Origin of the sequence: Acidovorax sp. LjRoot66 (genome assembly GCF_964253305.1) — a bacterium.
Lineage (GTDB): Bacteria > Pseudomonadota > Gammaproteobacteria > Burkholderiales > Burkholderiaceae_C > Acidovorax.
Genome location: NZ_CAXUQU020000001.1, coordinates 909,364 through 922,236, shown reverse-complemented (window position 1 = coordinate 922,236; position 12,873 = coordinate 909,364). Strand labels below are relative to the sequence as shown.

Below are 12,873 nucleotides of genomic sequence, written 5' to 3'. Positions count from 1 at the left end.
GTGCAGCTATGACGACCCAAGCCTATATCCTTACCCTGTCCTGCCCCGACCGCCTGGGGCTGGTGCACGCTGTCTCCGGCTTCCTGCTGGAGCACGGCGGCAACATCGAAGAAGCCGCGCAGTACAACGACCACGCCACCGGCCTTTTCTTCATGCGTGTGCAGTTCGCCTGCAGCCAGCACGACCATGCCACGCTCAAGGAGCGGCTGACCGCGTTTGCCGACCCGCACGAGATGCGCTGGAGCCTGCATGCCACGGCCCAGCCCGTCAAGACCGTGCTCATGGTCAGCCGCGAAGGCCACTGCCTCAACGACCTGCTGTTCCGCTGGAAATCCGGCCTGCTGCCCGTGGACATCCGCGCCATCATCAGCAACCACCGCGACTTCTACCAGCTGGCCGCCAGCTACAACGTGCCGTTCCACCACATCCCGGTCACAGCCGCCACCAAGGCGCAGGCCGAGGCCAAGCAGTTCGAGATCATCGAGGCCGAAGGGGCCGAGCTGGTGGTGCTGGCGCGCTACATGCAGGTGCTGTCGGACGACCTGTGCAGAAAGCTTGCGGGCCGTGCGATCAACATCCACCACAGCTTTCTGCCCAGCTTCAAAGGCGCCAAGCCCTATTACCAGGCGCATGACCGGGGCGTGAAGCTCATCGGCGCCACGGCCCACTACGTCACCGCCGACCTCGACGAAGGCCCGATTATCGAGCAGGACGTGGCCCGCGCCGACCACACCGACACGGTGGAAGACCTGACCGCACGCGGCCGCGACACCGAAAGCCAGGTGCTGGCCCGCGCCGTGAAGTGGCACAGCGAGCACCGCGTGCTGCTCAACGGGCACAAGACGGTCGTTTTCCGCTGAGCCCCGCGCCAGAGCGACGATGGCCACGGCCGCTCCATCACCCGCCTCTTCGTTCCTCAGCAGCGCGGCGCGGCGGATCCCGCCCATCCAGTGCCTGCTGACCTTCGAGGCGCTGGCACGCCTGCGCAGCGTGACGCAGACGGCCGACGAGCTGTGCGTCACGCCCAGCGCGGTGAGCCACCGCGTCAAGCAGCTCGAGCAGATCCTGGGCGTGCGGCTGTTCGGCCGGGCCGATTTCTCGCTGACGACCGAGGGCAGCGCCTACCTGGCGCATGTGCGCGAAGGGCTGGGGGCGCTGCAGCGCTTTCCGGGCGCGGCGGCGGCACCGGGCCGGCGCCGGCTCAAGCTGGCGGTGACGCCGACGTTTGCACGCACCATCCTGATCCCGCGCCTGCGCCAGTTCACCGAGGCCTACCCCGAGATCGACCTGGCGCTGCAGGTCTCCATCCCGCTGCTGGACGTGGTGGCGGAGGATGCCGACCTGATGGTGCGCTTTGGCGCGGGCCACTATGCCGACGTGGAGCATGTGGAACTGGCACGCGACGTGGTCACGCCCCTGGCATCGCCCGCCTTCGTGCGCGAGCACGGCCCGTTCGATCGCCCCGAGGACCTCGAAGGCGTGGCCCTGCTGCGTAGCCCGCTGGAGCCCTGGCGCACCTGGTTCGGCGCCACCGGCCTGGACTGGGCCGAGCCGAGCGAGGGCTCGCAGTTCAACGACATCGGCCTGATGTGCGACGCCGCGTCCGCCGGGATGGGCGTGGCGCTGGTGCGCCTGAAGCTGGGCGCGCCCTGGCTCGAGAACGGCACGCTGGTGCGCCTGTTCGACACCGACACCACCAGCCCCCACGCCCACTACCTGTGCTGGCGCACCGGCACCATGGACCGTTGGGAATGCGCGGCCTTTGCCGAATGGCTGCGCAAGATCATGGTGTGAGTGTGCGCATACGCCCGGCACAACAGGACGATGCCGCCGCCATCGCCCGCATCCATGTCGCGGCCTGGCAGGCTGCCTACACGGGCATCATCGACGCGGCCTACCTGGCGGCCCTGTCCACCGCCCAGCGCGCAGCCTACTGGGCCCAGGCCATTGTCCAGGGCCGTCCCAGGCTGCTGCTGGCGCAGGACGGCCAGGGTGCGGTGACGGGCTGGATCGCCTTCGGCGACTGCCGCGACAAGGATGCGCCGGCCACCCGGGGCGAAGTCTGGGCCATCTACGTGGACCCGGCCCGCTGGTCGCAGGGGGCGGGCCAGGCGCTGTGGCAGCAGGCCCGGGAGCAGCTGCAGCAACAAGGCAAGGACGAGGCCAGCCTGTGGGTGCTGGCCGCCAACCAGCGGGCCATCCGCTTCTATGCGGCGCTGGGCTTCGTGCCCGATCCAGGGAGCGACAGGACCATCACGGTGGCCGGAGCGCCGATTGGCGAGGTTCGCCAGGTCTGCCCGCTGGCGCAAGGCGGCTGACACCCTGCAGCGGATTTCACACCGGCACTCCAAAAATCTCACGGCGGCCGGCGCCGCCATGGCCTACAGTGGCGGCATGCAGACCGCTTCCCTCTCCTCCCTCGCAGCCAAGGCAGCCACCGGGCCCACGCCAGCCGAGCGCGCAGCGCGCCAGGCCGAGGTGGTGCAGGCACTGTCCCGCACCGTGCCGGCCCATGCCCTTCTGTGGCATGCCGAAGACACCACGCCCTACGAATGCGACGGTCTCACCGCCTACCGCCAGCGCCCGCTGGTGGTCTGCCTGCCCGAGACCTACGAACAGGTGCAGGCCGTGCTGCAGGCCTGCCACCGGCTGCACGTACCGGTGGTGGCGCGCGGCGCGGGCACCGGCCTGTCGGGCGGGGCCATGCCCGACGCCCTGGGCGTGACGCTCTCGCTGGCCAAGTTCAACCGCATCCTCGACCTGGACCCGGTGAACCGCACGGCCGTGGTGCAGTGCGGCGTGCGCAACCTGGCCATCAGCGAGGCGGCCGCGCCCTATGGCCTGTACTACGCGCCCGACCCCAGCAGCCAGATCGCCTGCACCATCGGCGGCAACGTGGCCGAGAACTCGGGCGGCGTGCATTGCCTCAAGTACGGCCTGACGATACACAACGTGCTCAAGGTGCGCGGGTTCACCGTCGAGGGCGAAGCCGTGGAGTTCGGCAGCGGTGCGCTCGATGCGCCCGGCTACGACCTGCTGGCCGCCGTGATCGGCAGCGAGGGTATGCTGGCCGTGACCACCGAGGTCACGGTACGCCTGATCCCCAAGCCGCAGTTGGCGCGCTGCATCATGGCCAGCTTCGACGACGTGCGCAAGGCGGGCGCTGCGGTGGCCGCTGTCATCGCAGCGGGCATCATCCCTGCAGGGCTGGAGATGATGGACAAGCCCATGACCGCCGCGGTCGAAGACTTCGTGCACGCGGGCTACGACCTCAACGCCGAGGCCATCCTGCTGTGCGAGAGCGACGGCACGCCCGAGGAGGTGGAGGAGGAGGTCGGCCGCATGACCGAGGTGCTGCGCGCTGCGGGCGCCGTGGCCATCTCGGTCAGCTGCGACGAGGCCGAGCGCCTGCGCTTCTGGAGCGGGCGCAAGAATGCCTTCCCGGCCAGTGGGCGCATCAGCCCCGACTACATGTGCATGGACTCCACCATCCCGCGCAAGCGCTTGGCCGACATCCTGCTGGCCATTGCCGAGATGGAAAAGAAGTACCAACTGCGCTGCGCCAACGTGTTCCACGCGGGCGACGGCAACCTGCACCCACTGATTTTGTTCGACGCCAACGACCCCGACCAGTTGCACCGCTGCGAGCTGTTCGGCGCCGACATCCTGGAGACCAGCGTGGCCATGGGCGGCACCGTGACCGGCGAGCACGGCGTGGGTGTGGAAAAGCTCAACAGCATGTGCGTGCAGTTCAGCGCTGCCGAGAATGCGCAGATGTTCGGCCTCAAGCATGCGTTCGATCCGGCCGGCCTGCTCAACCCCGGCAAGGTCATCCCGACGCTGCACCGCTGCGCGGAGTACGGAAAGATGCTGGTGCGCGCGGGGCAGATCAGGCACCCGGACCTGCCCCGCTTCTGACGTGCAGCAACAGCCGTCCATCGCGCCACCCCCATCGCCTGGCCCGATGAAGGGACTTCAGGGCCTGGCCTTCCTGCTCCTGATGCAGTCGGCCGGCGAGGCGCTGTCGCACTTTCTGCACCTGCCCGTGCCTGGCCCTGTGGTGGGCATGGTGCTGCTGCTCCTGGCATTGCACTGGGGGCCCGTGCAGCGGGCCGTGGCACCGGCGGCGGGTTTTCTGCTCACGCACCTGTCGCTGCTGTTCGTGCCGGTGGGCGTGGGGGTGATGACGCACCTGGACCTGCTGGGCGCCTACGGCCTGCGCCTGGTCATCGTGATCGTGCTGTCCACCTGGGCCGGCATGGCGGCCACGGTGCTGGTGCTGCGGGCGTTCAAGCCAGAGGCGACCACGCAAGGAGGCAGCACGCAATGACCAACTTCGTGGAGCTCTGGGTCTACCTGTCGCAGGCGCCGCTATTCGGCCTTACGGCCACACTGGCGGTGTACGTGCTGGCGCAGGCCTTTTCCGCACGCATGGGCCATGCGGCCTGGGCCAATCCGGTGCTCTGGTCGGTGGTGGTGCTGGCCTGTGCGCTGCTGGCCACGGGCACGGCCTACCCCACCTTCTTTGCCGGGGCGCAGTTCATCCACTTCCTGCTGGGGCCGGCCGTGGTGGCCCTGGGCTGGCCGCTGTGGAAACGCCGTGCCGAACTGCGCCAGCGCTGGGCCGCCTGTTGCTGGCCGCCCTGGCCGGCGGCAGTGCTGCAGCCGCGAGTGCCGTGGGCCTCGGCTGGCCATGGGCCTGCCGGTGGACATGCTGATGTCCCTGGCACCCAAGTCGGTCACCGCGCCCGTGGCCATGGGCGTGGCCGCGCAGATCGGCGGCGTGCCGGCGCTGGCCGCGCTGTTCGCGGTGCTCACCGGCATGGTCGGCGCGCTCTCGGGCCGCACCCTGTTTGGCTGGCTGCGCGTGGGCACCGACGCATCGGGCATGGTGGCACGCGGTTTTGCGCTGGGCACCGCATCGCACGGCATCGGCGCTGCGCAGGCGCTGCAGGACGATGCCGATGCGGGCGCCTATGCCGGCCTGGCTCTCGGACTGCAAGTGGTGTTGGCGGCGCTGCTGGTGCCGCTGGTGGTGCAGTTTTTCTAGCGCACCACGCGCCAGATCTCACCCGCGTGAGACAGGCCGAACAACACCAGCCCGATGAGCCCGCCCACCACCGTGCCGTTGATGCGGATGTACTGCAGATCCCGGCCGACCTGCAGCTCGATGAGGTCCGACATCTCCCGCGCATCCCAGCGCTGCACCGTGTCCTCTATGTGCTGGGCGATGAAGGCCGACACATCGGGCGCCAGGCCCTGCACCCAGCGCTCAAGCCGCGCGTTGAGCGATTCGCGCAGTGCGGGGTCGCCCGCGAGCGATTGCCCCAGCCAGCCCCCCATGGCCTGCACGTTGCGCGCCACCGCAGACCCGGGATCGTCCAGGTCACGCTGCAGCGCCGCGCGCATGCCTTGCCACAGCTCCTGCACATACCTGCCCAGCGTGGCATCGGTCTGCAGGTAGGTGCGGATCTCCTCGCCCCGGCGCTGCCAGTCGGGGTCGGTCTGCAGCCGCGCCACCAGGCGCTGCACGGCCTCGTCGAACTGGGCGCGCAGCTGGTGCTGCGGGTTCGCCGCCACCTCGCCCAGAAGACCGGCCAGGGCATTGGCCACCATGGCCGAGCCCTTGTCGCCCAGCCAGTCGGTGGGCAACACCTTTTCCTTGACCGGGTGGTCCTTCTTGAGCCACTGCACGATGGTGTGCGCGATCAGGTGGCGCGTCTCCTCGTTCTGCAGCAAGGTGATGAGCCGGGCCAGCGCATCGTCGAGCAGCGCCTGGTGGCGGCCGTTGTGCGTGAGCGCGCCCAGCACCGTGGCCATGGTCTGCGACAGGTCGATCTGCCCGATCAGCGTGCGCGCGGCACGCTGGATGAAGCGCTCCACCTGGGCATCCTGCACGGCATCGAGCCCAGCCGAAATGAGCCGCACCGCCTGTTGGCCCAGCAGCGCGGCATGACCCGGCGCCACCAGCCATTCGGCCAGGCGCGCGACCGGGTCGTGGCGGCGGATCAGCGCCACCAGCGAGGGCGGATCGAGGAACTTGTCGCGCACGAAACCGGCCAGGTTGCGGCCAATGCGGTCCTTGTTGCGCGCGATGATGGCCGTGTGCGGAATGGGCAGGCCCATGGGGTGGCGAAACAGCGCCACCACCGCGAACCAGTCGGCCAGCGCGCCCACCATGGCCGCCTCGGCCACGGCCTTCAGGCAATCGAGCGCCAGGCCCCGCTCCACCAGGCTGGTGCCAATGAACACCGCGGTAGCAAGCAGCAGCAGGGCCAGCGCCTGGCGCTTGGCCGTGCGCAGCGCCGCGCGCGCGGCGTCCGGCTCGGTGCGGGATGTCATCGTGCCGGCCCCATGGGCAGGAGGAAGCTCAGGCGGCTGCCGCGATCTGGCCCAGCGCCGTGGACAGGTGGCCCACCGTGCGCTCCACGTTGTGCCATTTTTCCAGGCCGAAGAGGCCGATGCGGAAGGTCTTGAAATCCGGGCCTTCGTCGCACTGCAACGGCACGCCGGCAGCGGTCTGCAGGCCGACCTCCATGAACTTCTTGCCGCTCTGGATGCCGGGGTCGGTGGTGTAGCTCACGACCACGCCCGGGGCCTTGAAGCCTTCGGCCGCCACGCTCGGGAAGCCCTTGGATTCGAGCAACGCGCGCACCTGGGCGCCGAGCTCGATCTGCTCGTCGCGCACCTTGTCGAAGCCGTACTCGCGCGTCTCCAGCATCACCTCGCGCAGGCGCACCAGTGCATCGGTGGGCATGGTCGTGTGGTAGGCATGCTGGCCCTTTTCGTAGCCCTCGGCGATCTGCATCCACTTCTTGAGGTCGCACGAGAAGCTGCTGCTGGTCGTGCCCTCGATGGCTTGGCGCGCACGCTCGCTGAGCATCACCATGGCGCAGCAGGGCGAGCCGCTCCAGCCCTTTTGCGGGGCCGAGATCAGCACATCCACGCCGGTGGCCTGCATGTCCACCCACATCGCGCCCGAGGCCACGCAGTCGAGCACGAACAGCGCGCCGACCTCGTGCGCGGCCGCCGTCAGCGTGCGCAGGTAGTCGTCGGGCAGGATGATGCCGCTGGCCGTCTCCACATGCGGTGCGAACACCACCTTGGGCCGCTCGGCGCGGATGGCGGCCGCCACCTCGTCGGCCGGGCATGGCGCCCACGCGTCCTGCGGGCCATCGCCCTGCTTGCGCGCCTTGCAGACCACGGCACCGCCGCCCAGGCCACCGGCCGCGTCGAAGATCTGGCTCCAGCGGTAGCTGAACCAGCCGTTGCGCACGATGAGCACTTTTTCGTTGTTGGCGAACTGGCGCGCCACGGCTTCCATGCCGAAAGTGCCGCTGCCGGGCACCAGCACAGCGGTGTGGGCGTTGTAGACCTGCTTGAGCGTGGCCAGGATGTCCTGCATCGCGCCGGTGAAGCGCTTGGACATGTGGTTGAGCGCGCGGTCGGTGTAAACCACCGAGAATTCGAGCAGGCCGTCGGGGTCGATATCGGGCAGCAAACCGGGCATGGGAAAGTCTCCGTTGGATGGGGCACAAGGCAGTGCGCGACCATTCGGCCGCGAGCGCCTCAATCAGCCGACCAGCTTAGCATGGCCTTTTCACACCGGAGTGGCTACCAGGTATCGACAAAGCGATGCCCCATGGGCGCCACCTGGGCCGATGCCAACCCCCGCGCCAGCCAGGCGCGGGTCTCTGCCGGGTCGATCACGGCGTCGATCTCCAGCGTCGCCGCCATGTGCATGGCCTCGCCATTGGCGTACTGGCGTGCCACAAGCTTCTGGAACAAGGCGTCGCGCTCCGCCCCCTCGGGTACGGCCTCGAGCTCCTTGCGAAAGCCCAGGCGCACGGCGCCTTCGAGCCCCATGGCACCGAACTCGCCCGTGGGCCAGGCCACGGTGAACACGGGGGCATGGAAGCCCCCGGCCGTCATGCCCATGGCGCCCAGGCCATAGCCCTTGCGCAGCACCACGCTGAAGCAGGGCACGCGCAGGCTCGCGGCGGTGACGAACAGGCGGCTCACGTGGCGCACCTGGGCCGTGGCCTCCACCTCGGGGCCGACCATGAAGCCGGGCGTGTCCACCAGGCTCACCAGGGGCAGGCCATGGGCGTTGCACAGCTGCATGAAGCGCGCGCCCTTGTCGGCGGCGTCGGCATCGATGGCGCCGCCCAGGTGCAGCGGATTGCTGGCCAGCAGACCCACAGGGCGCCCCTCGATGCGCGCCAGCGCCGTGTGGATGCCGGCGCCGAAGCCGGTGCGCAACATGAGCAGGCTGCCTTCGTCCACCAGACCAGCCAGGGCGGCGCGCGTGTCGTACACGCGCAGCCGGTTCTCGGGCACCACGGCGCGCAGCAGGCGCGGGTCGGGCGCAGTCCACTGCGCCACGCGCCCCTGGAAGAACGAAAGATAGTGCCGCGCCGCACGCACCGCGCCGGCTTCGTCCTCCACCAGCACGTCGATCACACCATTGGCATGCTGCACGCGGCTCGGGCCGATCTGCTCTGGCTTGAACACACCGAGCCCCCCGCCCTCGATCATGGCGGGCCCACCCATGCCGATGTTGCTGCTGCGCGTGGCGATGACCACGTCGCTGCAGCCGAGCAGCGCCGCATTGCCGGCAAAGCAGCGCCCCGCGGCGATGCCCACCACGGGCACCTGGGCCGACAGCGCGGCATAGCTGGCAAAGGTGTGCACGTGCAGGCCGGCCACCACCGGCATGTCGGTGTCACCGGGCCGCCCGCCCCCGCCTTCGGCGAACAGCACCACGGGCAACTTCTGCGCCAGGGCAATGCCGAGCATGCGGTCCGTCTTGGCATGGTTGCGCGCGCCCTGCGTGCCGGCCAGCACCGTGGCGTCGTAGGACATGACGACCGCGCGCGATTTCTCGGGCCCGAAATCGGCGCCGTTGATGCCGCCGATGCCCGTGACCATGCCGTCGGCCGGTGTGTTGGCGACCAGGTCCTCCAGGCTGCGCCGGCGTGTCTGCGCAGCAATGGCCAGCGCGCCGTACTCGATGAAGCTGCCTTCGTCGCACAGGTCGGCGATGTTTTCGCGCGCGCTGCGCCCGCCCTGCGCGTGGCGCTTGGCCATGGCCTCGGGGCGCGCGGCATCGAGCGTGAAGGCATGGCGATCGAGCACGCGCTGCAGGTCGGGGCGGATGTGGTCGGCGCCCTGTACAGCAGCGCCCTCCTCCACCACGGCCTGCGCGCCTTGCGCTGCGTCGAGCACCAGCAGCGGCTGGCCCTGTACCAGGTAGCCGCCCGGCACGGCCAGCAGTGCGCGCACCCGGCCCGCATGCGGCGCCAGCAGCACATGCTCCATCTTCATGGCTTCGAGCACGGCCAGCTCGGCCCCGGCGGCCACCACATCGCCCTCGGCCACCGACCATTGCACCAGCCGCGCAGGCATGGGCGCCAGCACCGCCCCTTCGGGTGCGGATTCTGGCTGCGCGGCCTCGTGACCAGCGGCCGCAGCCAGGGGCTCATCCGCCAGGTGCCCCGCCGCATCCAGCAGCTCGGGCAGCACCGTCTCCAGCCAGCGCGTGTGCACCTGCTGGCTTTCCATTTCGGGCCGTGCGGCCAGCGCGCGCAACAACGCCACATTGGTTGCTACGCCGCCGATCCGGCATTCGGCCAGCGCGCGCCGGGAGCGGCGCAGCACGTCGGCAATGCGGGGGCTGCGCGTGTGCACGATGAGCTTGGCCAGCAGTGTGTCGTAGTGCGGCGAGGGGGCCACCCCCGCCACGCCGTGCGTGTCCACGCGGATGCCCGGTCCGGCCGGCAGGTCGAAGCGCGTAAGCGGGCCGCTGCCGGGCACCGAACCACCCTGTGCATCCAGCGTCTCGGCGTTGATGCGCCACTGCAGGGCAAAGCCCTGCGCCACGGGCGGCGCACCGGGGTCGAGCCCCAGATCGCGCAGGCTCCGGCCGGCCGCCAATGCAATCTGGGTCTGCACCAGGTCCACGCCCGTGACTTCCTCGGTGATGGTGTGCTCCACCTGCAGGCGCGGGTTGGCCTCGATGAAGACGAAGGGCAGCGTTTCGGACGCCAGGTCCACCAGGAACTCGAAGGTGCCCAGGCCCTCGTACGCCACCTCGCGCGCCATGGCAAGCGCTGCCGCCACGATGCGTTCGCGCAGCGGTGCAGGCAGCGAGGGGCTGGGCGCCACCTCCACCAGCTTCTGGAAGCGCCGCTGCAGCGTGCACTCGCGCTCGCCCAGGGACATCACCTCGCGCCCGTCGCCGAGCACCTGCACCTCGATATGGCGCGCCCCGGCCATCAGCCGCTCGACATAGACGCCATCGACCCCGAAGGCCGCCAGCGCCTCGCTGCGGCAGCGCGCATAGGCAGCCGGCAGCTCATCGGCGGACTGCACGGGGCGCATGCCGCGTCCGCCACCACCGCCGATGGCCTTGACCACGATGCCCGCGCCGCCCTGCGCCTGCCAGAACTGCAAGGCCTCCTCCAGCGGGACGGCGGCCTGCGTGCCCGGCATCAGCGGCACGCCGCAGCGCAGTGCCATTGCGCGCGCCCGGGCCTTGTCGCCGAACAGTGCCAGTTGTTCAGGTGTGGGGCCGATGAAGCGCAGACCGGCCTCGGCACAGGCACGCGCGAAGTCGGCGCGTTCGCTCAGGAAGCCATAGCCCGGGTGCACGGCATCACAGCCCTGGGCGCGCGCAATGGCAATCAGGTTCGCGCCATCCAGGTAGGCCGCCGGGCCCGTGGCCCCAAGCGCCACCGCCGCATCGGCCGCACGCACGTGGGGCGCCTGGGCATCGTCCTGCGCGTACACGGCCACGCTGGCGATGGACAGGTCTTGCAGTGCGCGCACGATGCGCAGGGCGATCTCGCCGCGGTTGGCGACCAGGACTTTGTGGAACAACGGGGAATGGGCTGGCGGCATGGGTGCTTTCCGGTCGGGCAAGTGGCCCGGCATTCTGGCGCGCGCTGCGCGCCGCAGGTGGTACGCAGGGGACAACGGCCCAGGCGCATTAACCCCCAAGGTTCCACCCGCCATCGGTGCCCGCTACCATGCCTTGCATTTCCACAGCCTCCGAGAAGCCCCATGCCCGACTTTCGCAGCGACACCGTCACCCAGCCCACGCCCGCCATGCGGGCGGCCATGTTCGATGCCCCGCTGGGCGACGACGTGTTTGGCGACGATCCTTCCGTGAACGCGCTGCAGGAATACGCGGCGCAGTTGCTGGGCTTCGAGGCCGCTCTGTTCGCGCCTTCGGGCACGCAGACCAACCTGATCGCCCTGTGGGGCCACTGCCAGCGTGGCGACGAGGCCATCGTCGGCCAGAGCTGGCACACCTACCGCTGGGAGGCCGGTGGCATGGCGGTGCTGGGCTCCATCCAGCCCCAGCCCGTGGAGACCCAGCCCGACGGAACCTTGCGCCTGTCCGACATCGCCGCCGCCATCAAGCCCGACGACCCGCACTTCGCGCGCACCCGCCTGGTGGTGCTGGAGAACACCACGGGCGGCCAGGTGCTGCCCCCGGCCTACGTGGCCGAGGTGGCCGCGCTGGCACGCCAGCGCGGTCTGGCCATGCACCTGGACGGCGCACGCATGTTCAACGCAGCCACGGCCAATGCGGCGAAGGCCGGCACCGATGTGTACGACGAGGCCCGCGCCCTGTGCAGCCACTTCGATTCGGCCTCGCTGTGCCTGAGCAAGGGCCTGGGCGCGCCCATCGGCTCGCTGGTGCTGGGATCGCACGATTTCATCCGCCAGGCGCGGCGCACGCGCAAGATCCTGGGCGGCGGCATGCGCCAGGCTGGCGTGCTGGCCGCGGCCGGCCGCTATGCACTGGAGCACCATGTGCGCCGCATGGCCGACGACCACGCCCGGCTGGCCCAATTGGCCGAGGGCCTGGCCGAGGCCAACCGCAGCCACCCGGTGCTGCGCGGCAAGATCACCGTGCACCCCTGGCAGACCAACATTCTGTTCACCGACCTGCACACGGACGTGGCCCCCGCCTTCACCGCCTGGCTGGCCCAGCACGGCGTGCGCGTGACCAGCGGCCTCTACGCCGGCCAGACCCGCCTGCGCTGGGTGTCCCACCTGGATGTGAGCGACGCCGACATCAAGGCCGCGCTGGACTGCGTGGCGATCTTCACCGGGAACTGACCCCGGGGTTCAGCCGGCGGGATACGTCCGCCCGCCGAAGATGCCGGTCCCCACCCGCACCAGGGTGGCGCCCGCATGGATGGCAGCCTCCAGATCGGCCGTCATGCCCATCGACAGCGTGTCAAAGTCCGCCAGGCCCGGTTCGCCGCGGGCCTTGATCTGCCCAAAAAGGCGCTGCGCGCGCAGGTGGAGTTCCTTTTGCACCTCGAAATCGGGGGCATGGTCAGGGATGCTCATGAGCCCCCGCACCACGAGCCGTGGCAGTTTCGCCACAGCCTGGGCCAAAGCCAGCGCCTCCTCGGGAGGGACGCCGGACTTGGTATCGCCCCCATCCACGTTGACCTGGATGCACACTTGCAGCGGGGCCAGGTGCTCGGGGCGCTGGGTCGACAGGCGCTCGGCGATCTTCAGGCGGTCCACCGTGTGCACCCAGTCGAAATGTTCGGCCACCAGGCGCGTCTTGTTGCTCTGGATGGGACCGATGCAGTGCCACTGCAGGCTGGCGGGTGATAGTTGGCGCAGGGCTGCCACCTTCTCCACCCCCTCCTGAATGTAGTTTTCGCCAAAGGCCCGCTGGCCTGCGGCCACCGCCTCAGCCACCGCGTCGGCACCGAAGGTCTTGGAAACCGCCAGCAGCGACACCTCGGCCGGATCGCGCCCGGCAGCAGCGCACGCCTGTGCGATACGTCGCATAACCTGTTGGAGGTTGTTATCAATCGTGGTCATAATGATTGGCAAGCG

10 protein-coding genes and 1 pseudogene are annotated in these 12,873 nt (G+C 69.8%); 7 read left to right on the top strand and 4 right to left on the bottom strand.

All coding sequences use genetic code 11. The features are described from left to right. Positions 1-8: 8 nt before the first annotated feature. The 6 genes and pseudogenes from purU to ACSQ3Y_RS04330 all read left to right on the top strand — a co-directional run bounded on the left by purU (position 9) and on the right by ACSQ3Y_RS04330 (position 5,050). Positions 9-860 (top strand): formyltetrahydrofolate deformylase, encoded by an 852-nt coding sequence (purU, locus tag ACSQ3Y_RS04355; RefSeq protein WP_436176535.1) that lies wholly within the window; start codon positions 9-11, stop codon positions 858-860. Positions 861-879: 19 nt separating this feature from the next. After that, positions 880-1,794, top strand: a complete 915-nt coding sequence (locus tag ACSQ3Y_RS04350; protein ID WP_436176534.1) for a LysR substrate-binding domain-containing protein — start codon at positions 880-882, stop codon at positions 1,792-1,794. Next, positions 1,791-2,318: an N-acetyltransferase family protein gene (locus tag ACSQ3Y_RS04345; RefSeq protein ID WP_436176533.1), complete on the top strand. Its 528-nt coding sequence runs from the start codon at positions 1,791-1,793 to the stop codon at positions 2,316-2,318. Before ACSQ3Y_RS04350 ends, ACSQ3Y_RS04345 begins: the two co-directional genes overlap by 4 nt. 76 nt (positions 2,319-2,394) lie before the next feature. Beyond that, the gene (locus ACSQ3Y_RS04340; RefSeq protein ID WP_436176532.1) at positions 2,395-3,918 is read left to right on the top strand and encodes an FAD-linked oxidase C-terminal domain-containing protein; all 1,524 of its coding nucleotides are present in this window, start codon (positions 2,395-2,397) and stop codon (positions 3,916-3,918) included. A gap of 46 nt (positions 3,919-3,964) precedes the next feature. Continuing rightward, on the top strand, positions 3,965-4,330 hold the full coding sequence (locus ACSQ3Y_RS04335; protein WP_057199815.1) for a CidA/LrgA family protein: 366 nt from the start codon (positions 3,965-3,967) through the stop codon (positions 4,328-4,330). Beyond that, positions 4,327-5,050, top strand: a pseudogene (locus tag ACSQ3Y_RS04330) (LrgB family protein). Before ACSQ3Y_RS04335 ends, ACSQ3Y_RS04330 begins: the two are co-directional and overlap by 4 nt. Here the strand turns inward: ACSQ3Y_RS04330 and ACSQ3Y_RS04325 are convergent. The 3 genes from ACSQ3Y_RS04325 to ACSQ3Y_RS04315 all read right to left on the bottom strand — a co-directional run bounded on the left by ACSQ3Y_RS04325 (position 5,047) and on the right by ACSQ3Y_RS04315 (position 10,881). Further along, the gene (locus ACSQ3Y_RS04325) at positions 5,047-6,342 is read right to left on the bottom strand and encodes a DUF445 domain-containing protein (RefSeq protein WP_436176531.1); all 1,296 of its coding nucleotides are present in this window, start codon (positions 6,340-6,342) and stop codon (positions 5,047-5,049) included. The pseudogene ACSQ3Y_RS04330 and the gene ACSQ3Y_RS04325 sit on opposite strands and share 4 nt — an antisense overlap. 28 nt (positions 6,343-6,370) lie before the next feature. Beyond that, positions 6,371-7,510, bottom strand: coding sequence for an aminotransferase class V-fold PLP-dependent enzyme (locus ACSQ3Y_RS04320; RefSeq protein WP_436176530.1), 1,140 nt, complete (start codon positions 7,508-7,510; stop codon positions 6,371-6,373). A gap of 104 nt (positions 7,511-7,614) precedes the next feature. Beyond that, on the bottom strand, positions 7,615-10,881 hold the full coding sequence (locus ACSQ3Y_RS04315) for a carboxyl transferase domain-containing protein (protein WP_436180081.1): 3,267 nt from the start codon (positions 10,879-10,881) through the stop codon (positions 7,615-7,617). A gap of 183 nt (positions 10,882-11,064) precedes the next feature. On the opposite strand from ACSQ3Y_RS04315, the gene ltaE reads away from it, so the two are divergent. Next, on the top strand, positions 11,065-12,132 hold the full coding sequence (gene ltaE, locus ACSQ3Y_RS04310) for a low-specificity L-threonine aldolase (protein WP_436176529.1): 1,068 nt from the start codon (positions 11,065-11,067) through the stop codon (positions 12,130-12,132). A gap of 9 nt (positions 12,133-12,141) precedes the next feature. On the opposite strand, the gene ACSQ3Y_RS04305 is transcribed toward ltaE, so the two are convergent. Then, positions 12,142-12,858 carry a YggS family pyridoxal phosphate-dependent enzyme gene (locus ACSQ3Y_RS04305; RefSeq protein WP_436176528.1) on the bottom strand — a complete coding sequence of 239 codons (717 nt, stop codon included), beginning with the start codon at positions 12,856-12,858 and terminating at the stop codon, positions 12,142-12,144. Positions 12,859-12,873: the final 15 nt, after the last annotated feature.